Origin of the sequence: Flavobacterium arundinis, from assembly GCF_038289855.1 — a bacterium.
Taxonomy (GTDB): domain Bacteria; phylum Bacteroidota; class Bacteroidia; order Flavobacteriales; family Flavobacteriaceae; genus Flavobacterium; species Flavobacterium arundinis.
Genome location: NZ_JBBYHR010000009.1, coordinates 137,013 through 161,297, shown reverse-complemented (window position 1 = coordinate 161,297; position 24,285 = coordinate 137,013). Strand labels below are relative to the sequence as shown.

Annotated in this window: 16 protein-coding genes; 4 read left to right on the top strand and 12 right to left on the bottom strand. The window is 43.8% G+C overall.

The annotated features are described in order from the left end of the window. Positions 1 to 297 precede the first annotated feature (297 nt). Positions 298 to 4,113 carry a type IIG restriction enzyme/methyltransferase gene (locus AAEO56_RS15565; RefSeq protein WP_341697984.1) on the top strand — a complete coding sequence of 1,272 codons (3,816 nt, stop codon included), beginning with the start codon at positions 298 to 300 and terminating at the stop codon, positions 4,111 to 4,113. Here the strand turns inward: AAEO56_RS15565 and AAEO56_RS15560 are convergent. Continuing rightward, on the bottom strand, positions 4,072 to 4,944 hold the full coding sequence (locus AAEO56_RS15560; protein ID WP_341697983.1) for a TaqI-like C-terminal specificity domain-containing protein: 873 nt from the start codon (positions 4,942 to 4,944) through the stop codon (positions 4,072 to 4,074). The two genes, AAEO56_RS15565 and AAEO56_RS15560, sit on opposite strands and share 42 nt — an antisense overlap. An 85-nt stretch (positions 4,945 to 5,029) precedes the next feature. Between AAEO56_RS15560 and AAEO56_RS15555 the strand changes: the two genes are divergently transcribed. After that, complete coding sequence (locus AAEO56_RS15555) at positions 5,030 to 5,644, top strand: master DNA invertase Mpi family serine-type recombinase (protein ID WP_341697982.1); 615 nt, start codon at positions 5,030 to 5,032, stop codon at positions 5,642 to 5,644. A gap of 417 nt (positions 5,645 to 6,061) precedes the next feature. On the opposite strand, the gene AAEO56_RS15550 is transcribed toward AAEO56_RS15555, so the two are convergent. From AAEO56_RS15550 to AAEO56_RS15515, 8 genes are read right to left on the bottom strand one after another with little or no spacing between them, the layout of a single operon-like run. Continuing rightward, entirely contained in the window at positions 6,062 to 7,873 is a 1,812-nt protein-coding gene (locus tag AAEO56_RS15550) for a cytochrome c oxidase subunit I (RefSeq protein ID WP_341697981.1), read from the bottom strand. 31 nt (positions 7,874 to 7,904) lie between these two features. Continuing rightward, a complete protein-coding gene (locus tag AAEO56_RS15545; protein WP_341697980.1) occupies positions 7,905 to 9,095 on the bottom strand; it encodes a cytochrome c oxidase subunit II in 1,191 nt (396 codons plus the stop codon). Between the two features lie 19 nt (positions 9,096 to 9,114). Then, positions 9,115 to 10,677, bottom strand: coding sequence for a quinol:cytochrome C oxidoreductase (locus tag AAEO56_RS15540; RefSeq protein ID WP_341697979.1), 1,563 nt, complete (start codon positions 10,675 to 10,677; stop codon positions 9,115 to 9,117). A gap of 25 nt (positions 10,678 to 10,702) precedes the next feature. Further along, on the bottom strand, positions 10,703 to 11,248 hold the full coding sequence (locus AAEO56_RS15535) for a c-type cytochrome (RefSeq protein ID WP_341697978.1): 546 nt from the start codon (positions 11,246 to 11,248) through the stop codon (positions 10,703 to 10,705). 8 nt (positions 11,249 to 11,256) lie between these two features. Next, a complete protein-coding gene (locus AAEO56_RS15530) occupies positions 11,257 to 11,781 on the bottom strand; it encodes a DUF3341 domain-containing protein (RefSeq protein WP_341697977.1) in 525 nt (174 codons plus the stop codon). 4 nt (positions 11,782 to 11,785) lie between these two features. After that, positions 11,786 to 13,210 carry an NrfD/PsrC family molybdoenzyme membrane anchor subunit gene (gene nrfD, locus AAEO56_RS15525; RefSeq protein ID WP_341697976.1) on the bottom strand — a complete coding sequence of 475 codons (1,425 nt, stop codon included), beginning with the start codon at positions 13,208 to 13,210 and terminating at the stop codon, positions 11,786 to 11,788. A gap of 37 nt (positions 13,211 to 13,247) precedes the next feature. Next, positions 13,248 to 16,310, bottom strand: coding sequence for a TAT-variant-translocated molybdopterin oxidoreductase (locus AAEO56_RS15520; protein WP_341697975.1), 3,063 nt, complete (start codon positions 16,308 to 16,310; stop codon positions 13,248 to 13,250). A gap of 35 nt (positions 16,311 to 16,345) precedes the next feature. After that, positions 16,346 to 17,692: a cytochrome c3 family protein gene (locus AAEO56_RS15515; RefSeq protein WP_341697974.1), complete on the bottom strand. Its 1,347-nt coding sequence runs from the start codon at positions 17,690 to 17,692 to the stop codon at positions 16,346 to 16,348. Positions 17,693 to 17,904: 212 nt separating this feature from the next. On the opposite strand from AAEO56_RS15515, the gene AAEO56_RS15510 reads away from it, so the two are divergent. Then, entirely contained in the window at positions 17,905 to 18,291 is a 387-nt protein-coding gene (locus AAEO56_RS15510; RefSeq protein WP_341697973.1) for an SPOR domain-containing protein, read from the top strand. 90 nt (positions 18,292 to 18,381) lie between these two features. Here the strand turns inward: AAEO56_RS15510 and infB are convergent, their stop codons facing one another. From infB to rimP, 3 genes are read right to left on the bottom strand one after another with little or no spacing between them, the layout of a single operon-like run. Continuing rightward, positions 18,382 to 21,228 carry a translation initiation factor IF-2 gene (infB, locus tag AAEO56_RS15505; RefSeq protein ID WP_341697972.1) on the bottom strand — a complete coding sequence of 949 codons (2,847 nt, stop codon included), beginning with the start codon at positions 21,226 to 21,228 and terminating at the stop codon, positions 18,382 to 18,384. A gap of 51 nt (positions 21,229 to 21,279) precedes the next feature. Then, positions 21,280 to 22,521 carry a transcription termination factor NusA gene (gene nusA / locus AAEO56_RS15500; RefSeq protein WP_341697971.1) on the bottom strand — a complete coding sequence of 414 codons (1,242 nt, stop codon included), beginning with the start codon at positions 22,519 to 22,521 and terminating at the stop codon, positions 21,280 to 21,282. Positions 22,522 to 22,538: 17 nt separating this feature from the next. Continuing rightward, complete coding sequence (gene rimP / locus AAEO56_RS15495; RefSeq protein WP_341697970.1) at positions 22,539 to 23,003, bottom strand: ribosome assembly cofactor RimP; 465 nt, start codon at positions 23,001 to 23,003, stop codon at positions 22,539 to 22,541. Positions 23,004 to 23,215: 212 nt separating this feature from the next. Between rimP and AAEO56_RS15490 the strand changes: the two genes are divergently transcribed. Next, positions 23,216 to 24,061 carry a universal stress protein gene (locus AAEO56_RS15490; RefSeq protein WP_341697969.1) on the top strand — a complete coding sequence of 282 codons (846 nt, stop codon included), beginning with the start codon at positions 23,216 to 23,218 and terminating at the stop codon, positions 24,059 to 24,061. Positions 24,062 to 24,285: the final 224 nt, after the last annotated feature.

Here is a 24,285-nt window from a genome sequence, read left to right as displayed (position 1 = left end):
TGATACGCAGTAATTATGAAAAACCCGCCGTGACAATACCATGGCGGGTTTTACTTTTATGCCGGATAATGGCTTTTAACGGGAGCGGAATGGCCAGTGCTTTTTTGGAGTGGCAGTTCCCGCGTTCGCCTTTATCTGCCTCCGCAAGCTACGGCAGGATACCGGCTCTATCGGGGCTATTCGGGAAAGTGGTTTTATCTTGGCTGTCATCTGTCATTCTGAACGCAGTGAAGAATCTCAATTGTTTGTTGTCTAATAAAAACGTATACGTATATTTATGGCAGAATTTTTAACAATATGCTAACAACACCTATAGAACCCCGCAAAGCCCTCAATAAAGCCTACCTCAAAGTTAAGCCGGACAGGGAAAGTATCGAGCGCTTCAAGATCAAACTTATCTCTACGTTGGACCAAAGCAATGAAAGGAAGGGTGAGAGCGAAGAATTCCACAAGAATATCATATCAGATTTCTTCAAGAGCACGTATTATGCGCCGGACTTCTATATCAATACCAAGGAGCGGAACGATTTGGTTATCCATAACGGAAAGGACACAAAGAGTTCTGTAGGGGTTATCATTGAGACCAAAAGCCCGAAGAATAAGTCAGAGATGATTACCCGTGAGAAGATCAATTGTAAGGCGCTACAGGAACTGGTGTTATATTACCTGCGCGAGCGCATCACCCATAAAAACCTCGAGGTGCGCCACCTGATTGCTACCAATCTATACGAGTGGTTTATCTTTGACGCACAAGTGTTTGATAAGCTGTTTGCCCAAAATACAGAATTGGTTCGCAAGTTTAAAGAATCAGAAGGCAAATCATTGTCCAACACTTCTACCAGTGCATTTTACAAAGACATCGCGGCCCCATGCATTGAAGCTGTTGCCGGCACTATAGAATACACATACGTAGATATACGAAAGTTCGAAAAGCCATTGCGCAACAATGATAAGGAGGATGACCGCCAGCTCATCGCATTATACAAACTCTTCTCACCCGAGCACCTGCTAAAGCTTTCATTCGCTAATGACAGCAATACGCTCGACAAGAATTTCTACGCCGAGCTATTGCACATCATAGGCCTTGCCGAAACCAAGGAAGGCGGCAAGAAGATCATCGGACGTAATAAAGAAGGTCAGCGCAACTCTGCCTCACTACTCGAAAACGCCATCATCCAGCTGGACAGCCGCGACAAGCTTTCGCGCATCACAAATCTCAAACAATTTGGTGACACTACAGATGAACGCCTTTTCAACGTGGCGCTCGAACTCACCATCACGTGGGTAAACAGGATATTGTTCCTAAAGCTTTTGGAAGCGCAACTCACGGCCTACCATAAAGGCGACAAAAAATACGCTTTCCTGAACGCCGATAAGATTAGGGATTACGACGACCTGGACAAACTCTTTTTCCAGGTGCTTGCCAAAAAACCGGACGAGCGTAATACCGATGTACAAAAACTATATGCTCATGTACCGTATCTCAACAGTTCCCTCTTTGAGCCTACCGAGATTGAGCACCAAACCTTGTTCATTTCTCAACTCGAAGACCATAAGCCGCTTGCTTTTACATCGCAAACTGTATTGAAAGATGTGTCCGGGAAAAAACAGGCGGGTACTATGGATGCCCTGCATTATTTCTTTGCTTTCCTCGATGCCTACGACTTTTCCAGCGAAGGCAGTGAGGAAATACAGGAGGACAATAAGCGCCTTATCAACGCCTCTGTGCTTGGTCTTATCTTCGAAAAGATAAATGGCTATAAAGACGGCTCCTTCTTTACCCCCGGTTTTATTACCATGTACATGTGCAGGGAAACCATTCGCCGTGCCGTGGTGCAACGGTTCAACGCTATTAAAGGTTGGGATGCAAAAGACCTTAAAGATATTTACAATAAAGAGCTCGATATTGAAGAAGCAAATTACATTGTAAACAGTTTAAGAATATGTGATCCCGCAGTTGGATCGGGACATTTTTTGGTTTCTGCTCTTAATGAAATTCTTGCTATTAAATATGATTTAAAAATCTTAGTAGACAAAAATGGAAGAAAGTTAAAAGATTATCAAATTGATGTAGTTAATGATGAATTGATAGTTACCGATGAAGATGGAAGGCCGTTCCAGTATAATCCTCTCAATGAAGAAAGCAGGCGTGTACAGGAAACGCTGTTCCACGAAAAAGAAACCATCATTGAGAACTGCCTGTTTGGTGTAGACATTAATCCGAACTCCGTAAAGATATGCCGCCTTCGCCTTTGGATTGAGCTGTTGAAGAATGCTTATTATAAAGGCCCTGACCATAAAGAACTGGAAACCCTTCCGAATATTGACATCAATATCAAGAATGGCAATTCACTCATAAGCCGTTTTGGACTTGATGTTGACCTGAAGAAAGCGCTAAAGGATACAAAGTGGTCTATCGAAAGTTACAAAAATGCAGTGGTCACGTATCGTAATGCAGAAGATAAGGAGCAAAAACGTGAAATGGAAAGGTTGATAAATGACATAAAGGGTAATTTCAGGAGTGAGATAAACAAGAACGATCCTAAAGTCACAAAACTTTACAACAAGAACGGTGAACTTACGACCCTTAAAAACCAAACCGGCCTTTTTGAACCTACAAAAAAAGAAGCAGCCGTACGGGACAAGAAGTTAAAAGCGCTGATTGCTGAAATTAAGAAACTGGATACCGAAATCGAAGAAATAAAGAGCAACAAAATGTATGAGAATGCATTCGAATGGCGCTTTGAATTTCCCGAGGTTTTGGATGATGATGGGAATTTTATCGGCTTTGATGTTATTATTGGTAACCCGCCATATATACAGTTACAAAAAATGGGACAGGCCGGAGCCGACCTGCAACGTATGCATTATCACACCTATGTGAAAACAGGCGACATTTACAGCCTTTTCTATGAGCTTGGCATAAACATTCTAAAGAGGAAAGGATTGCTAAGTTTTATTACATCAAACAAATGGATGCGAGCGGCCTATGGTGAAAGTCTGCGAAAGTATTTTGTAGAGCAATCTAATCCATTGATATTGATTGACTTTGGCGGCATACAGGTATTTGATACAGCTACCGTTGACACCAATATTTGGATAGGCGAAAAAGCGCTTTATGAAGGAGCTACTAATGCCTGTATTTTAGACAAAGATTTCAGTATAAATAATATCAGCGATTATGTTCGACAGAAGTTTGGCAAAATTTCTTTTAATTCCGGTAGTTGGGTGGTACTTAGCACCATTGAACTGCAAATAAAAAACAAAATCGAAAATATTGGAAAACCGCTAAAAGACTGGGATATTCAAATCAATTATGGCATAAAGACTGGTTTTAATGAGGCATTCATAATCAACTCAGCCAAGCGGGATGAACTAATTGGAAAATGTCCAAAATCTGAAGAAATCATTCGACCAATTTTACGCGGCAGGGATATCAAACGTTACAAAGCACAATGGGCTGGATTGCATATCATCACTACATTTCCAAGCCTTAAAATTGACATCGAAGAATATCCGGCAGTGAAAGAACATTTATTATCATTCGGTTATGATAGATTAAGACAAACAGGGGATATAGATTCAAGAAAAAAAACAGCCAATCAATGGTTTGAAGTTCAGGATAGCATAAGTTATTGGGAGGATTTTTATAAACAAAAACTTATTTATCCAGATATAATGAGAATGCCAACCCAAAAAGAAATGTTAAAAACCTATCCATATTTCTATCTTGACCAAAAAAACTTTTTTGTAGAAGCGACAAATTTTATTATGGTTGGAAAAGAAATAGATTTAATATATTTATTTCTTAGTTCTGATCTAGGATTCTATACTTTCTCAAAATTTTATACGGGACCCCAATTTGACTCCACTGGATTTCGATACAAAAAGGCATATCTTGATGATGCCTTTATTCCTGAAATCAGTTTATCACATGTAAACGAAATGCGCTTAATAATAAACGAATTATCTACTAATCAAGAATCTATAGAACGACTGAACAACATTTGGTCTGAAGCATTAAGTCTTGAGAAGGATGAAATTGAAGTCATTAAATCATATAAAATGAATTTAATTGAAAAGAGACTCGACGAAGGAAATCTCACTCGCTGACAGACCATAAATTTTATATATAAGTAAGTTGATTTCATATTGATTTTGTATAGTTGGATTTTCGACTAACTTTGATAAAGCTTCCCGTTCATTATCAGATAGAATTGGAAGTGGTAATTTCTCAACAAACATTGGTTTATACTCGAAATATCCACCATTTCTAGTAACTCCAAGGTTTCTTATATAATAATCTGCGATCCTAGAGTTTAGAATTGCAAGTAAATACGCACTGTATGGTGTTATAATTGCGCAAGGTGCATTTATAAACATACCTTCTTCAGCTAAGCAATATGATGCACTAAGATTTAAGTTCCCCCATACAATTTTTTGTTTATAAAAATCCTCCATATAAATACAGCTCCTCAAATGGTATGGAGTCATTCCTTTGTCTTGCCTTACAGATAGTTGTGTGTAAAATTTATCCAAATGGTCTTTGATTGCCGGATACTCTTCAATATTTACTGCGGGAATTATTTGTCCAGATTGACTTTTATAGCCAGTATGAGTATTTATAATGTACAACCCTGCCCAATCAGCCTTATATTTTTTAATATCCCTGCCGCGTAAAATTGGTCGAATGATTTCTTCAGATTTTGGACATTTTCCAATTAGTTCATCCCGCTTGGCTGAGTTGATTATGAATGCCTCATTAAAACCAGTCTTTATGCCATAATTGATTTGAATATCCCAGTCTTTTAGCGGTTTTCCAATATTTTCGATTTTGTTTTTTATTTGCAGTTCAATGGTGCTAAGTACCACCCAACTACCGGAATTAAAAGAAATTTTGCCAAACTTCTGTCGAACATAATCGCTGGCTTTGGTTAAGGACATTCTCACCAATTTAAAGGCTTATATATATTTCATACATTTAATATTAAGAAAAAAGGTCTACTATTAAACTAAACCACACCACATCATGATCTACGGCTACATTCGCGTCAGCACTGACAAACAAACAACGCAAAACCAAAAATTTGAGATCAAGAATTTCTGCAAAGAGCGAAACATCGCTATTGACGAATGGATTGATGAAAAGATAAGCGCAACCAAGAAACTGGACCAACGCAAATTTGGCGGGCTGCTAAAGAAAATGCAGAAAGGCGATATGCTTATTGTTTCTGAACTTTCACGAATGGGCCGTAACCTGATGCAGATCATGAAAATACTTCACGATTGTATGGAGAAGGACATTCAGGTCTTTACTGTAAAGGAACGTTACGAACTTGGAAACAACATCAACTCAAAAGTATTGGCATTTGCTTTCGGCCTCTCCGCGGAGATAGAACGAAATCTTATCTCTCAACGCACAAAGGAGGCCTTAGCGCGACGAAAGGCCGAAGGTGTTATACTGGGAAGGCCAAAGGGCAGTAAATCGTCTGTGCTTAAATTAACGGGCAAGGAAGAAGAGATTCGAAAACTGCTAAAACGTAAAATATCCTATAGTGCCATAGGCAGGATATTAGGAGCCCACAGATTAACTGTTTCCACTTTTGTTGAAGCCAATAACCTTAAAAAGAAAACTCCTGCTTAGGCGGGATTCTTACTTCGTCAGAATGACACGGCGGTTAAGCGAAGCTAATGACATAACGGCGCCATGCACACACCACCCTTCCCTCCTAGCCCCGATTGCAGCGGCATCCCCGCGAGGAACGAGCGGGATAGAGCGGAAAGCGGGACGAAGTGTAGCAATTGCACCAAGCCGTTACTGCTCCTAATTTTTGGTTGTCGGTTGATGGTTGATGGTTGTCTGGGAAAAAGGCATTGATGGATTAACCACCCCGCCCTTTGGGCACCCCTCCAAGGAGGGGAAAAGCTACACTCCTGCCAGAAAACGTAAATTCGTCGTGCATCGTCCTGCTCCCCTCTCCTTGGGAGAGGGGCTGGGGGTGAGGACAAAAAAAAGTGGCAGGTTTTCACCTGCCACTTTTCTATTATAAGTAAGATTGAATTAATGATGTAGCTGCTCTTCGCCCGGTTTCATAGGGACATTTTGTGGAACGAAGTCGTCGTCATGACCCGGTTTGCTATAGTCATAAGGCCACCTGTATACTTCAGGTATTTCGCCCGGCCAGTTACCGTGTATGTGCTCTACAGGGGCAGTCCACTCAAGGGTGTTCGACCTCCATGGGTTTTGCGGCGCCCTAGGGCCTTTGAATATGCTATAGAAGAAGTTCCAAAGGAATACCAGCTGGAAGGCTGCTCCAATGATAGCGAACATTGTGATAAGCACGTTCACATCGGAAAGGTCATCGAACAACGGGAATGCCGTGTTGGTATAGTAACGCCTTGGTAGGCCTGCCATACCGATAAAGTGCATCGGGAAGAATACGCCGTAAGCACACACCGCCGTTACCCAGAAGTGGATGTAGCCAAGGTTTTTGTTGAGCATCCTTCCGAACATTCTTGGGAACCAGTGGTACACACCGGCAAAGAAGCCGTATAGTGCAGAGATACCCATTACAAGGTGGAAGTGGGCTACAACGAAGTACGTATCGTGAACGTTGATATCCAGCGTACTGTCACCCAGGATGATACCTGTAAGACCACCTGTGATAAACGTTGACACCAATCCGATAGAGAAGAGCATTGCAGGGTTAAGCTGCAGGTTACCCCTCCAAAGGGTCGTGATGTAGTTGAATGCTTTTACTGCCGATGGTATCGCGATCAATAGCGTTGTGAAGGTAAACACCGAGCCCAGGAACGGGTTCATACCCGAGATGAACATGTGGTGGCCCCAAACGATGGTTGACAGGAACGCGATGGCAAGTATAGAGGCGATCATCGCACGGTAACCGAAGATCGGCTTACGTGAGTTGGTCGCAATAACTTCAGATGTAATACCAAGGGCAGGCAGGAGTACGATGTATACCTCCGGGTGACCAAGGAACCAGAAAAGGTGCTCGAACAATACCGGGGAACCTCCCTGGTAGTGAAGAACCTCGCCTGCAATGAAAATATCGGAAAGGAAGAACGATGTACCGAAGCTCCTGTCGAATATAAGTAGCAACGCTGCCGAGAATAGTACCGGGAACGAAATGATACCGATAACCGCAGTGATGAAGAATGCCCATATTGTAAGCGGAAGCCTTGTCATCGACATACCTTTTGTACGAAGGTTGATAACGGTTACCACATAGTTAAGCGATCCCATTAGCGATGAAGCGATGAAGATAGCCATAGAAACCAGCCAAAGCGTCATACCTGCTCCTGAGCCCGGTATTGCCTGTGGCAATGCGCTCAATGGCGGATAGATCGTCCATCCTGCAGATGCAGGGCCTGCCTCAACAAACAATGACATTACCATGATTATTGTAGAAAGGAAGAACAACCAGTAGGAGATCATGTTCATGAAACCGGATGCCATATCCCGCGCACCAATCTGCAACGGAATGAGGAGGTTACTAAAGGTACCACTCAAACCGGCCGTTAGTACAAAGAATACCATTATGGTACCGTGTATGGTTACAAGTGCCAGGTAAATATCGTTGCGCATTACTCCGTTTGGAGCGAATTTATCGCCCAAAAGCACTTTAAATATCCCGAAAGATTCTTCCGGCCATGCGATCTGCATACGGAATAGCAATGACATACCCACACCGAGGACTCCCATCAAAATACCCGTAATAAGGTACTGCTTGGCAATCATCTTATGGTCGATGCTAAAGATATATTTCGTTATGAAAGTATCTTTATGGTGGTGATGCTCATCGTGGTGACCGTGTTCGTCGTGACCGTGTATTTCGTGTCCTACTGCTGACATATTTCTTTAATTTGAATATATTTAAAAAGAATTATTTTTTTATTACCTGGGCTACCATAGTAGAATCAGTCTTCACTGCTGCAGAATCTGCCGGTTCCGCCGGAGCTGCCTCGCCACCTGCAGGAGCTGCCGGCGCTTCTTTAGACTTCTTCACAGCTGCCGAAAGCGTTTCTTTACCACTTAGCCATTTTTTGAAATCGGCTTCATCTTCTACAACGATCTTCATCTGCATGTTGTAGTGTGACTGTCCGCATATCTTGTTACAAAGCAACAGGTAGTCGAAGGTATAAGGCTCAAGTGCCTGCTCTCCTTTAGCAATAAGGTCGGCACTTTTCTTGGACCTGATCTCATTGATGTGAGCAACTTTTTTCATGATAGCAGGATCCTGGCGCATCTCGTCGGTAGTAACGGTCGGTGTGAAACCAAACTGTGTCACCATACCCGGCACAACATTCATCTGTGCCCTGAAGTGCGGCATGTAAGCAGAGTGCAATACATCCTGCGAACGGAACTTGAATATGATCTGCTTGCCTTTTGGTAAGTGTAGCTCTGTAGCGGTGATATCATCCTGCGCGTTCGGGTCGGACATGTCAACACCCATTGTATTTACGCCATCAATATACCTTACGTTAGCTTTTCCAAGTGCTCCGTCCGGGCCAGTATAGCGAACTTCCCAGTTAAATTGCTTAGCATATACTTCCACATAAACTGCATCTTCGTTCTTGTCATCCAGGAACATGATGTTTGTCCATGCATATAATCCGTAAAGGATAAGTCCTGCAAGAACAATTACCGGTATAATAGTCCAGATGAACTCTAATTTATCGTTATCGGCATAGTAGTAAGCTACTTTCCCTTGTTTACCTCTGTATTTAAATGCAAAATAGTGAAGCAGGAATTGTGTGATCGTCTGTACAAAAAAGATAAGCACCATAGAAATTGCCATAATACGGTCTATTTCAGGGCCATGTTCAGAAGCCGGAGTACCTAATACCAGGTGTCCCCATTTCCACAAAGAGAAAATTGTAAAGACATAGATGAATCCCACAAAGGCAAACATCAGGTAGCCGTTAACATTATTATCCCTGTCGTTGGCTATTTGCGCCATCGCTGAATCTTCAGCATTAGCTGTTCCAATTTGGGTCAGGTGGAATATTTTAGTTAACTGCCATATTGCAATGCCTAATAAAACTAAAACTATAATTACCAATAAACTAGTCATCTGTTTATTTCTTTAAATATTAATAATGAAAATGCTTGCTTTCCTCAATCAACGGATTGCGTTTTGCCAATAATGGAGCTTTAGTAAGCGTAGTGAACACCACGAATATAAACAAGCCCATAAAGAACATCAGCGCGCCTATCTCTCCTGCACCGATAAACCATTGTTTACCTACGGTTGCCGGCATAATCATGTTGAAGAAATCCATATAGTGTCCGCATAGTATGATAGTACCCGCCAAAACAACAACCCACGTAAGGCGTTTGAAATCGGTGTTAAGAAGGATAAGTATCGGAAGCACGAAGTTGAGGACAACCATTCCAAAGAAAGGCAGGTTGAAGTCTTCGATACGTGTTTTAAAATACGTTACCTCTTCCGGTATATCGGCATACCATATAAGCATAAATTGTGAGAACCAAAGGTACGTCCAGAATACGCTGAAACCAAACATGAATTTCGCTAAATCGTGTATGTGGCTTGTATTTACATACTCAAGGTAGCCAACTGATTTCAGGTAAAGCGTAATCATTGCAATAACGGTTACTGCACTTACTACAAAGCTTGCAAATACATACCATCCAAACAGGGTGCTGTACCAATGCGGGTCAACCGACATAATCCAGTCCCATGACATCATAGATTCACTTATAATAAAGAATACAAGGAATGTAGCAGCAGCCTTAAAGTTTTTCTTGTAGTAGCTGTTATCTGTTGCGTCATCCTGAGCCAGTGAATTTTTTCTTGAATATTGGCGGTACCATATCCATCCGCCCATAAATATCGCTGCCCTTACAAGGAAGAATACTTTATTAAGGTAGCCAGATTTTGCCTTTATAAGGTGATCGTGTTCCACAACATCCTTATCCATCCATATCCATATTTTATGCATATCCAGTGCTCCGGCAACAAATATCAGGAATACGATAATAGCGCCCGGTATAAGGTAGCTTGATATACCTTCCATAACCCTGAACAACACAGGAGACCATCCTGCCTGTGCAGCATTCTGGATAGCATAGAAAGCAAGTGCGCCAAGTGAAATAAGCATGAAGAACAAGGCAGAGACATATAATGCAGACCAAGGCTTGTTCTGAAGCTGTAGAAGTGTATGCTCCAAATGCTCCTGATGTTCCTTGTGTGCATCATGCGCATCATCATGGCCGTGGGCAGCATGAGCATCTGCATGTGCTGCGTGTGCTTCTTCAGCATGAACTGCTTCGCCGGTCTTGTTATCATGGCCTTCATGCCCTGCGGCTACAGCTGCTTCGGCATGAATGGTGTCATGGGTTTCGTGTACAGCTTCAGCAGCAACGGCATGTGTAGTGTCGTGTGCAGCTTCGGCGTGTGCCTCACCCTCTTTGTGAGAAGGAGCAGGTGCTGTTGCAGAACCATGAGCATCGTGCGGTGCCGCGTCATGATGGGCAGCATCTCCATGGTGCCCGTGCGCTGCGTTTTCCGCCTCCATTCGCTCTACGTCTTCAATACTTTTTGGTGCAGTGAAAAAACTATAGCCTATACCAAGAAGGCCAAGTACCATCAGGGCGAGTGCAACAGTTTTTAATCTACTTGAAAATGTGTACATATTTTATGCTTTCAGTGTTCTACAATTATAATTTACTCCTAAGTTGCATTACATGGTGAGCCACCTGCCAGCGTTCTTCCTGGGAAAGCTGGTTAGCATGCGATCCCATGCTGTTGAGTCCGTAAGTCACTACATGGAATACGCTTCCTTCTGTAATAACCCTGTCTTTATAACTTGGTACGCCCAGGAATTTCTCCCTTTTAACAAGGTTTCCTTTTCCGTCACCCTTATCACCGTGACAAATCGCACAGTAAATAGTGAAAAGCTGTTCGGCCCTTGGAGCATCAAAACCTGTAGAATCTATAGGAGATTTCAGGTTGGCTTTCGCAAGATCATAACCAGCTGTAGAGTTTTCATACTCATACGGCGTAAAGCCCCTTGGTATCGACCCTTTTGCAGGAAGCTGGCCTTCTTTCCCGTTAGGAAATGCAGCCGATTCTGCATAGGTTTCATACGATACAGGCTCATACATGTTTGGCATGTACTGGTAGTTTGGCTCCGATTTGTCATGGCAGGCAGTAAATGAAACTGATGCCACTGCAAGTAATGCTATTTTATATAACGCTTTCATACTTTCTGTTAATGCTTATCAATTACTTTAACTTCTACCGCGTGCGTACCCATAAAGAAAGAAACCATTTGGTCAACATCACCGTGAACGGCAACTTCCATAAGGAAATGGTCATCGGTAGTCCTTACATCCGGGTTCTCCGCTTGTTTAAACGGCCATAATTTACTCCTCATGTAAAAGGTTATAACCATTAAGTGGGCAGCAAAGAATACGGTCATCTCAAACATTACCGGAACGAATGCAGGCATGTTCTGGATGTAGCTAAAGCTTGGCTTACCGCCAATATCCTGCGGCCAGTCCTGGATCATGATGAACCACATCATCGAAGTGGCTACAGATAATCCTACCAAACCGTATAAGAATGAAGTAATAGCGATCCTCGTTGGGGCAAGGCCCATGGCTTTATCAAGCCCGTGAACCGGGAACGGCGTATAAATTTCTTCAATGTGATGATGCGCAGCGCGTGTTTGCCTTACTGCATCCATTAGGATATCATCGTCATTGTATAGTACATGTATAACTTTATTACTCATGATCTTAGTGATGATTATGTTCTGAATGTGAATGATTGTCGTGTCCGCCTTCTTCCCTTTTCTTTTTATAGAATTCGCCCGAAGATTTCATGATAGTTTTCACCTCGGCCTGTGCGATTACAGGGAAGCTCCTTGAATAAAGAAGGAACAACACGAAGAAGAAGCCAATGGTACCGATGAAGAAGCCCGCATCTACAAACGTAGGCTGGAACATGGTCCATGATGATGGCAGGTAATCCCTGTGAAGTGAGGTAACGATAATTACGAAACGCTCAAACCACATACCTATATTTACAACAATTGATATAACGAAAGAAACGTAAATGCTGGTCCTGATCTTTTTGAACCACATTACCTGCGGAGAGATAACGTTGCACGTCATCATCAATGCATAAGCCCACCAGTATGGCCCTGTAGCCCTGTTAAGGAAGGCGTACTGCTCGTATTCAACACCCGAGTACCAGGCAACGAACAGCTCGGTGATATAGGCACAACCTACTATCGAACCGGTAATCATGATGATGATATTCATCAATTCGATATGCTGTACGGTGATATAAGCCTCAAGGTTGGATACCTTTCTCATGATGATAAGCAGGGTGTTTACCATTGCAAATCCTGAGAAGATAGCTCCCGCAACGAAGTATGGCGGAAGGATTGTTGTATGCCATCCCGGTATTACCGAGGTAGCAAAGTCAAAAGATACAATTGTGTGTACAGAAAGTACGAGTGGTGTGGCAAGTCCGGCAAGTACCAGTGATACTTCCTCAAAACGCTGCCAGTCTTTGGCACGGCCGCTCCATCCGAAACTTACAATAGAATATACTTTTTTGGTAAAAGGCGTTACAGCCCTGTCACGAAGCATTGCAAAATCGGGAAGCAAACCTGTCCACCAAAATACTAACGATACCGAAAGGTAGGTCGAGATCGCGAACACGTCCCAAAGTAGCGGTGAGTTGAAGTTTACCCAAAGTGAACCAAACTGGTTCGGGATCGGCATAACCCAGTAGGCTAACCATGGACGGCCCATGTGGAATACTGGGAACATCGCTGCCTGGATTACAGAGAAGATGGTCATCGCCTCTGCCGAACGGTTAATAGCCATCCTCCATTTTTGGCGGAACAGTAAAAGTACCGCCGAGATCAGCGTTCCGGCGTGACCGATACCTACCCACCAAACGAAGTTGGTGATATCCCAGGCCCAGCCAATTGTTTTATTTGAACCCCATGTACCAATACCTGTTCCAACTGTATAGGCAACACAACCTACACCCCAGAGGAAAGCGGCAAGTGCAATGGAGAATGCAATCCACCATTGCCTGTTGGCCCTGCCTTCCACCGGCCTTGCAACATCTACTGTTACATCGTGATAATTTTTGTCACCTATAATTAAAGGTTTTCTAATGGGTGCTTCGTAATGAGACGACATAATCCTTTATCTTGTTTCTTATTAATATTACTTCTAACTATGTATTCCTCACTTTCACGTGGTAGAACACATTCGGTTTCGTTCCTATCTGGCTAAGCAGGTGGTAAGCCCTTTCGTCGTCTTTAAGCGCTACGATTGGGTTTTCAGTTTCGTTCACATCGCCAAATACCATCGCGCCGGTTCCGCAAGCTTCAGAGCATGCAGTAGAAAACTCATCAGCTTTAACCCTGCGGCCTTCTCTTTTGGCTTTCAATATAGTAGCCTGCGTCATCTGGATACAGAAAGAACATTTTTCCATAACACCCCTTGAGCGCACGTTAACATCCGGGTTAAGTACCATACGGCCAAGGTCGTTGTTCATGTGGTAATCAAACTCGCTGTTTTTGTTGTAAAGGAACCAGTTGAAACGACGTACTTTATAAGGACAGTTGTTGGCGCAGTAACGGGTACCCACACAACGGTTGTAAGCCATCTGGTTTTGTCCCTGGCGTCCGTGTGATGTTGCAGCAACCGGGCACACAGTCTCACAAGGAGCGTGGTTACAGTGCTGGCACATTACAGGCTGGAAGGCGATCTGCGGGTTCTCCGACGGATCTTCCATATCGCTGAAGGTAGATACTGAATTGATAAGACCTGACGTATTGTCTTTAAGCTTATTATCCCCTGCAAAAGTCTCTTCGTGGGAGTAGTACCTGTCAATACGCAGCCAGTGCATATCGCGGCTTCTCCTTATTTCTGATTTTCCTACTACAGGAACGTTGTTCTCTGCGTGGCAGGCGATAACGCAAGCCCCACATCCTGTACAGGCATTAAGGTCGATAGAAAGGTTAAAGTGGTGCCCTGTACTCCTGTCGAAAGACTCCCAAAGGTCTACCGTAGCAGCAGGAACTTCTTTATGGTCTAAAGATACAACCGGCATGATGTTCCATTCCGACGCATCTTTTGAGTTGAATTCTTTAAGGGTAGTTTCCTTAATGATATCTCCCCTGCCCATTAGCGTATTTTGAAGCTGAACGCAGGCAAACTCATGCTCCCCTGGTTCTTTTGTAAGCTTCACGTCCTGGAAGGAGTTGAAGTTATTATATAATGTGTACGCATTGACGCCTACGATCATTTCTTTTTTCATGGCTGCCTGGCGCCCGTAGCCCAGTGCAACACCTACTGTACCCCTTGCCTGTCCCGGCTGGATGATAACGGGTACTTTTTCAAGTTTCTTACCGTTAGCCTCGATAGTAACATAGCTTCCGTTAAGTCCGCCGTTTGCCACATTCCAGTTTTCAAGCTCAAGTTTCTCTGCATCAAATTTCGATACCGTAACATAGTTATCCCATGATACCCTGGTAATAGGGTCAGGGAACTCCTGAAGCCATGGGTTGTTTGCCTGCTGGCCGTCTCCCATTCCCACTTTGGTATAAAGCACCAACTCAAGGCCGTTTGCTTTTTTAGCACCTGCAAGCTTTGACGCTGCACCGCTGAAATCTGCACCGCCAGCAACAGCAGTACCTGCCATTTCAGTTACGGCAACACCATCGTGAACCAATTGGTTCCAGCCTTTTCCAGCCGACCATGTAAGCGAAGTCGCTTTCAGGTAGTCGTAGAATGACTGCGAACTGCCCGACCATGCAAGTAATGAATCCTGCAATTGCCTTGTTTTGAATAACGGGCGGATAGTAGGCTGCGTGATAGCGTAATGCCCTTTTGCTATGCTTACATCGCCCCAAGCCTCAAGGTAGTGAGGAGCTGCGGCAGCTATAGTAGATTGCGAAGCGGTCTCGTCTGCTTTAAGCGAGAATGCTACCGATAGTTTTACTTTTTTAAGCCCTTCAACGAAAGCTGCACTGTTTGGCAGTGTATATACAGGGTTTACACCGCTCATGATAAGCGTGTGTACGCTGCCTGCCTTCATATCGTTTACAAGCTGTGCAACTGCTTTGGCATCACCTTTTCTCACAAGGCGTGCAGCACCCGGCTGGAATGCCTGTGAGGTTAGCGCGTTGTTAATGGCGATAGCCAGAAGCTGTGCGTTTACATCGTCAAGACCTGTAACAAGTACACCCCTTGATCCTTTAGTCTTTAATTCTGTTGCAGCATCCATAACCGCCTTTTCGTAAGCCTTGTTGGCAAATGCCGGAGTGCTTACCGAAGCGCCTGTAACTACATTATATATTTTTACGAGGGCATATTTCTGTTCTGTAACTGTCAACGGGATACGCTTGTCAGCGTTTGACCCTGAAAGTGACAGGTTAGACTCAATTTGTATATGCCTTGACATTTTACCTTGTTTCGGGATACGGCCCATAGTGTAGCCTGAATCATATCCGCCACCCTGCCAGTCGCCAAGGAAATCAGCACCAACAGAAACAATAACATCAGCCTTACCGAAATCATAATCGGCAAGCGCCCTTTCACCATAAACAGCCTGGAACGCGTCAAGCGATTCAGAAGCAGAAACCGCATCATATACCACGTGCTTAAAGCCCGGGTATTTGGCACCGAATTCAGCGATAAGCTTATCTGTAGACGGGCTTGCAGTTGTACCTGTAAGCACCACTACCTGTCCACCGCCTGCCGCTGCCTGGGAAAGACTCGCTTTCACCTGCGCATCAACAGCTTCCCACGTTGCCGGCTTCTCTTTGATCATCGGCTCTTTTAAGCGCATGCTGTCATAAAGCGAAAGTACCGAAGCATAAACCCTTGCATTAGCATTAACCTTTGCTCCGGCAAGAATATTCTTCTCTACCTTGATTGGGCGTGCTTCACGGGTTTTGATAAGTATGTTGGCGAAATCGAAACCATCGGCCATTGTTGTTGCATAATAATCTGCAACACCAGGGATGATCTCTTCCGGCTGAACTACATAAGGAATAGACTTGATAACCGGGCCCTCACATGCTGCCAACGATGCTGCAGCTGTAGTGAACCCTACATATTTCAAAAAGTCACGACGGCTTGTTGATGATCCTGCCAGAGCTTCCTTGTCTCCAAGAAATTCTTCTGTAGGTATCTCCTCAGCAAACTCATTGTTTCTTAGCGTCTCAACAATAGAGCTGTTTTCATTAAGCTCTTCAACACTTTGCCAGTATTTTTTGTTTGATGCCATGTTGTATATAAATATTTAGCTTCTTAAAAATTTGATTAATAGTGACATTTTCCACACTCAGTTCCGCCCATGTCAGCAGCGGTAAGCTTTTGCTTGCCATATTTCTTGGCCAGCTCATCGTGGATCTTAGTGTAGTATTCATTGCCTTCTACCTTAACATCGGTCGCACGGTGGCAGTTGATACACCAACCCATTGTAAGCGGTGAGTGCTGCCTCATAATTTCCATAGTCTCAACCGGGCCGTGGCATGTCTGGCATTCAACACCGGCAACAGATACGTGCTGTGAGTGATTGAAGTAAACAAAATCCGGAAGGTTGTGAATCCTTACCCATTTAACAGGTTTTTGTTTTCCGGTATATTTCTGCGCAGTAGCATCCCAACCTACTGCATTATACAATTCCTTGATTTGAGCAGTGTAGAATTCTTTTGAATAGTCTACATACAAAGAATCTTTGTCACCCTGGAATTCAGCAATATTTTTGTGGCAGTTCATACAAACATTTAATGAAGGTATCCCTGAATGTTTGCTTACCCTTGCCGACGAGTGGCAATATTTACAGTCGATGCCATTGTCACCGGCGTGTATTTTGTGCGAGAAGTGAATTGGCTGAACCGGCTCATACCCCTGGTCAACCCCGATTTGCATCAGGTAGCCATACAGGAAGTAAGACGAAGCCAGCATAAGCAGGATAACAGTAACCAATACCAGAAACTGGTTTTTAGCATACGCTTTCCATAATGACACTGATGATTCTTTTTCCGCGATCACAATACCATTGGAAGCAGCAACCCTTCTCAGCGTCTTGTTTACCAAAACAAGCATCACGATAAGAACCAAAAGAACCAAAACAAGCGCACCAAGTATCAGCACGTTCGAAGATCCGTTGTCAGCATTAGGAGCAACTTTTGTCTGAACAACTCCACCACCGCCTCCACCGTTATCAATCGGCGTTGACGTATAGGCCATGATATTATCAATATCACCCTCGCTCAACTGCGGGAATGCTGTCATTACCGAGTTGTTGTTTTCAGCGAACAGCTTAACAGCGGCCGGATCGCCCGATTTTATCATTTCACTGCTGTTGTGCACCCATTTGTAGATCCATGCACGGTCGTGCTTATCAGCCACACCCCTTAAAGCAGGGCCGGTTGACTTTGCATCAAGCTTGTGACATGCAGCGCAAAGAGTATTGAATAGTTCCTTTCCCTTCACAGGATCCCCTGCGCCAGCCGCCGGAGCAGCTGCACCACCAGCAGGAGCCGCAGCCGCTGCAGGAGCCGCAGTTTCCTGGGCAAAAGATGTAAAAGAGAATGACAGCGATAACGCCAGGCAGAACAATAAAATTCTTGAAAACGAAGTATGGTTACCCACTTTTTTCATATTAAAAATGATTATCGACTTAAATTGGTATGGTTTTTTCAAGGCATACTGTGCAAACACTATGCTTTTTTAAAAACTCCCACAAAAATACGACTTAAGAATTATTCTCAAACCTTAAATAAACCTTAAAACATAATTTATAATAATTCTAAATAAATCGCGTTTTCGCAGATAAAATAATATGTCGTACTTTTGTATAAACACTGTTCATTATGAGAATTTTAAAAATTACACACCTTACTTTTTCCCTATTTTGCATTGGCTTATTAAGCACCGAATGCCTTGCCCAGGAAAGCGTTACTGTTGACCAGGACGCTCGCTTTGAGCAGCTTTTGGCCGAAAAACGCAGGATAAACCCATCTATTACCGTAAATGACCGGTTCAAAATACAGATATTCTATGGTGAAAACGACAAAGCGAGGAAAACACTGTCGGATTTTAAAAGGGAATTTAAAACCATAGACGGCACAATTGTATTTGAAAGCCCCACGTATAAAGTATGGGTAGGGAACTATAAATCACGAATTGAGGCTGAAAAAACATTGGCAGACTTAAAGAAAAAATACCCGTACGCCTTACTAATTAAACCAAATAAGTAATTTTTGTCAGGCAAAATATGCCACAATGACATATCTATAAACAAAAATCCCCCGCCACAGCGAGGGATTTTATATTTTAAAGCTGATTATTTATTTCAGCTTTTTCTTAACTTCAACTTCCTGGTAAGCCTCTACAATATCAAGCTCCTGTATGTCGTTATAATTCCTGATCTGCATACCACAGTCATATCCTTTGGAAACTTCTTTCACATCGTCTTTAAAACGTTTCAGGGCAGTAAGTTCTCCGGTATAGATAACCACACCTTCCCTTATCAGCCTTATTTTTGACGACCTGAATATCTTACCATCGGTCACCATACATCCTGCAATCGTACCCACTTTGGATATTTTGAAAGTTTCACGGATCTCGGCAGTACCTGTAACCTCTTCTTTCAGTTCCGGTGAAAGCATACCTTCCATCGCATCCTTAAGGTCGTCTATCGCATCGTATATGATCGAGTAGTTCCTGATATCGATCTCTTCCCTGTCGGCAAGAGTCCTTGCACTGGCAGAAGGGCGTACGTTAAACCCGATAATGATCGCATCGGAAGCCGAGGCCAGCAATACGTCAGATTCGGTAATCGCCCCTACACCTTTATGGATGATGTTGATCTGGATCTCTTCGGTAGACAATTTAGAGAAGGAATCGGATAATGCTTCAACCGAACCATCCACGTCTCCTTTGAGGATAATGTTAAGCTCCTTGAACTGCCCAAGCGCAATCCTTCTTCCGATCTCGGCAAGCGTGATGTGCCTTTGCGTACGTACCGACTGCTCGCGCATCAACTGCGTACGTTTTGCAGCGATTTGTTTCGCTTCCCTTTCATCTTCAAACACACTGAACTTGTCGCCCGCAGTAGGTGCGCCATCAAGTCCTAATATCGATATAGGCGTAGATGGGCCTGCCACCTTAATGCTGTGCCCGCGCTCATCGTGCATGGCTTTTACCTTACCGTGGTGCTTGCCCGCAAGGACATAGTCACCCAACCTCAGGGTACCACCCTGTACAAGCACTGTAGAGATGTATCCCCTTCCCTTATCAAGGAACGCTTCTACAACAGTTCCCACAGCCGCTTTTTCCGGGTTCGCTTTCAGGTCGAGCAATTCGGCCTCAAGCAATACTTTTTCAAGCAATTCTTTTACACCAAGGCCTGTTTTTGCAGAGATATCGTGCGATTGTATCTTACCTCCCCAGTCTTCTACAAGAAGGTTCATTCCTGCAAGCCTTTCTTTTATCTTTTCAGGATTCGCCGCCGGCTTATCCACTTTATTGATCGCAAATATAATAGGCACTCCCGCCGCCTGGGCGTGGTTAATCGCCTCTTTCGTCTGCGGCATGATGTCATCATCAGCAGCAATCACGATAATGGCAATATCGGTAACCTGTGCACCCCTTGCCCTCATTGCGGTAAACGCCTCGTGGCCCGGTGTATCAAGGAATGCTATTTTCTGCCCGTTGTCGAGCGTTACGCCGTAAGCACCAATGTGCTGGGTTATACCACCCGACTCACCTGCGATAACATTTTCTTTACGGATGTAGTCAAGAAGCGATGTCTTACCATGGTCAACGTGACCCATTACGGTAACAATCGGAGCCCTGAATACAAGGTCTTCTTCCCTGTCTTCCACCACTTCCATCGATTCCTCGATATCGGTAGTAATAAATTCAACTTCAAAACCAAACTCGTCCGCCACAATAGTAAGCGTTTCAGCATCAAGCCTTTGGTTCATGGTAACCATGATACCCAACGACATACATACCGAGATCACTTTTGTAATAGGCACATCCATCATGGTAGCAATTTCACCAACGGTAACAAATTCCGTTACCTTGATTACTTTACTTCCTTCGTCAAGCATCCTTTGCTCATCGTCAGATTTCTGGCGGTGGCTGTCACGCTTGTCCCTTCTGTATTTCGCCGCTTTGGATTTACTTCCTTTGCCCTGGAGTTTTTCAAGGGTTTCGCGGATCTGGTTTTTAACTTCTTCTTCGGTAGGCTCAACTTTAGAAACAATTGCCGGCCTCTTATTTGTATTCGGCCCAAATTTATTTGCTGCAGGCTGTCCCGGCCTGCTTTGGCCCGGTGCGCCCGGTCTTATCTGTCCCGCCCCGCCTTGCCCCTGGGGTTTCGGCGTAATCCTTTTTCTCTTATTCTTATCGTTGTTGGCATTAGCTCCGGTATTAGGAGTAATGGCCGCGCCACCCGGTCTTGGAGGGTCTTTTTTGAACTCCTCTTTTTTCTTTTTAGGCTTATTGAACTGCGAAAGGTCAATTGTCTGCCCTGTAAAAGTCGCTCCGGTAAGCTTTTGGTACTGCGTTGCTATTTTTTCCTCTTCGGCAGGCGCCTCAGCAGGTGCCGGCTGTTCTTTTTTCTCTTCGGCAGGTTTTTGTGCTGCTCTTGGCTGGATTGCAGGTGCTGCTTTTGGCTGCTCCGGTTCTGCTTCCTTTTCCTGCACAACAGGAGGAACATCAGCCACGGGCTCGGCAGGTTTCACTGCTTCCTGTGGTTTTTCGGGAGCTGCCGCCTGTGGTTCAGGCTTTGCAGGAGCGTCTGAAGCAGGCTCTGCTTTTCTGGCATTAAGGTCAATTTTGCCAACAGAAACCGGCCCTGAAAGTGAGGCTTTCGCCCTTATCACTTCCTGACGTTGTTTTTCATCATCCTGCTTCCTCTTTTCTTCCATCTCGCGTTCGCGTTCCATACGAAGCGCTTCCTTCTCCTTCCTTTTCTCCTCGCTTACTTCGAGGGAAGCGGCTTTATTTCCTTTGTCGGCAGAAAATTGATTGTAGAGCGTATTATATTCCTCGCCCGAGATCTTGGCGTTCGGGCTGGCTTCGATAGCGAAACCCTTGTCCTTAAGGAACTCAACGGCCCTGTCAAGCGAAATATTTAATTCCCTTAATACTTTGTTTATTCTTATTGCTCTTTCTTCAGACATACAATCTTATTAATTTATCTTCTTTGTTGTGTTGTGCTGTGTTACACCGGACTAATCCTCAAATTCTTCTTTCAATATCCTCATCACATCAAGTATGGTCTCCTCTTCAAGGTCGGTCCTTCTCACAAGGTCAGCAACGTCCTGTTTCAGTACGCTTCTTGCTGTATCAAGGCCGATCTTTGCAAACTCGGCAATGATCCACGCCTCGATCTCATCAGAGAACTCTGTCAATTCAACATCCTCATCCTCAGCAGGAGTGCCTTCGCGGATAACATCGAGCTCATAGCCCGTCAATAATCCTGCCAGTTTAATATTGTGGCCGCCCCTTCCAATCGCTTTCGAAACCTCTTCCAGCTTAAGGAAAACCTCAGCCCTGTTATTAGCCTCGTCAATCTTGATAGAAGACACTTTTGCCGGGCTCAATGCCCTTGATATGTATAACTGCGTGTTTGTCGTATAATTAATCACGTCGATATTCTCGTTACCCAGCTCGCGGACGATACCGTGGATACGTGAACCTTTCATTCCCACACAGGCCCCAACCGGGTCGATCCTGTCATCATACGAGTCAACAGCTACTTTCGCTTTTTCGCCAGGTATCCTAACCACTTTCTTAACTGTGATAAGCCCGTCGAAAACCTCCGGTATCTCCTGCTCGAACAATTTCTCAAGGAACAATTCTGATGTACGTGACATAATGATCATCGGCTTGTTGCCTTTCAGCTCTACGCTTTCTATGATGCCGCGCACGTTATCGCCTTTCCTGAAAAAGTCAGACGGTATCTGTTTTTCTTTTGGCAAAACGATCTCATTGCCTTCATCATCCACCAAAATTACAGCTTTTGGTCTTACATGGTGTACTTCGGCTGTATAAATATCGCCTGTAAGGTCTTTAAACTGCTTGTACAGGTTGGTATTATCGTGTTCGTGTATCTTCGAAATAAGGTTTTGGCGAAGCGCAAGTATCGCCCTGCGGCCCAGCTGTATCAGCTTCACTTCTTCCGAAACATCTTCACCCACTTCAAAGTCGGGCTCTATCCTTCTTGCTTCGCTAAGGGAAATCTCCTGGTTAGGATCTTCCACCTCTCCATCGGCAACCACCACGCGGTTCCTCCATATCTCCATATCCCCTTTGTCAGGGTTGATGATAATATCAAAGTTATCATCTGATCCATATTTCTTCTTCAGTGCATTCCTGAATACATCTTCCAGTATCGCCATCAGCGTGACGCGATCTATAAGCTTATCATCTTTAAACTCTGAAAACGAATCGATTAATGCGAGATTTTCCATGCCAACTTTCTATTTTTTTAAAATTTTATTATAACAACTGCTTCTTTAATGTCCTGGTAAGGCATCTCTACCCTCTTTTGTACGGTTTCTTTCCCTTTGCCAACCTGTTTGGGTTCGCGGGCTGTCCACTCCAGAACAATAAATTCCTCATTCGCATCGGTAAGGTCCGCTTCAATTTCTTTATCAGCGGTTTTCACATTAAGTGTCCTTCCAATGTTTTTTATGTACTGCCTTGGCTTTGTCATCGGGCTTGTTGCCCCTGCCGAAGCTACCTCAAGCGAAAAATCTTCTTCTTCCCTGTCAAGGTTGTGCTCTATGGCCCTGCTCACATCGATGCAATCCTGGAGCGTTACCCCATTGTCGCCGTCAAGCGTCACCATAATTTTGTTTGCACCGGTAATGGAAAAGTCTATTAAAAACAGCGACGGCCTCTCCTCAAGGCCCTTTTCCAGCAATCCGGCAACTTTTTCCTTAAATGTCATATCTGTATAAAAAGAGGGGACTCCTGTCCCCTCATTATTTAGTATTTATTAAATAACCGTGCAAATATAAGACTTTTTTTTATAACTTGAAAATCATTGTATAAATCTTGAAAATCATTGGGTAATGTAAAATTTATCCTTACCTTTATTGTCTTAAATTTCCAACCAAAATCCTGTTAAATCTACATTACAAAAATTACATTTTACAAACCATGAAAAAAATCCTAGTTCCTACCGATTTCTCAGACCATGCCGAATATGCCTTAAAAGTAGCTACACAAATAGCACGTAAAAATAATGGCGAAATATACCTTTTGCACATGCTGGAACTGCCACACCTCGCCAGCGACGGCATAGGCGAAAGCAATGCTGTCGGAAGCAATGCAGCCCTGCCGGAAGTCATGTTCTTTATGGAAAAGACCCGTGAGCGCTTCAACGAGGTTATCAGCCAGCCATACCTCGAAGGAATAACCGTTGTTGAAGCAATACAGTTTGAAAAAGCTTTTGACGGCATTATAGCACACAGCAAAAAACACGATATCGACCTTGTTGTAATGGGCTCACACGGCGCAAGTGGTTTCCAGGAGATGTTCATCGGGTCTAATACCGAGAAAGTTGTAAGGACTTCCAATGTGCCTGTTTTGGTAATCAAAAAAGAAGAGGGCGAATTTAATCCGCAGAAATTTGTATTCGCTTCCGATTTCTCCGACGAGATCAAAAAACCTTTTGAAAAAGCGGTTTACTTCGCTAACAGTTTCGGTGTACACATGCACCTTGTACTTGTAAACACACCGAGCGATTTCAAATCGACTCACGCTGCCGAGAAAAGGATGCACGATTTTGCATCGCAATTCAGTATTACCAATGGCTATACTTCACACGTTTACAATGATGTAAATGTAGAAAAAGGGGTGCTTCATTTTGCAAACAGCGTAAATGCTGACCTTATAGGAATGTCTACCCACGGAAGGCACGGGCTTGCCCACTTCTTCAACGGAAGCATTAGCGAAGACCTTGTAAACCATTCGGTACGCCCGGTGGTGACTTTTAAGATATAATCAAATAACTTTTGCCACGAATTAGCACAAATTAAAAAGTGTAATGTCACATGTAATTATCAGCAAATAATACCTCTGAAAACCCCAAAGACTTTAAAATCTTTGGGGTTTTTCGTTTTAACTACTTCACTGGCATTGCGAGCGGAGGAAGAGAGCGTGGCAATCTTCCTGCACAGGCCTTAACCCGTGCCTTCTCCAAAGAAGAAGGTCAACTACACTCGTAC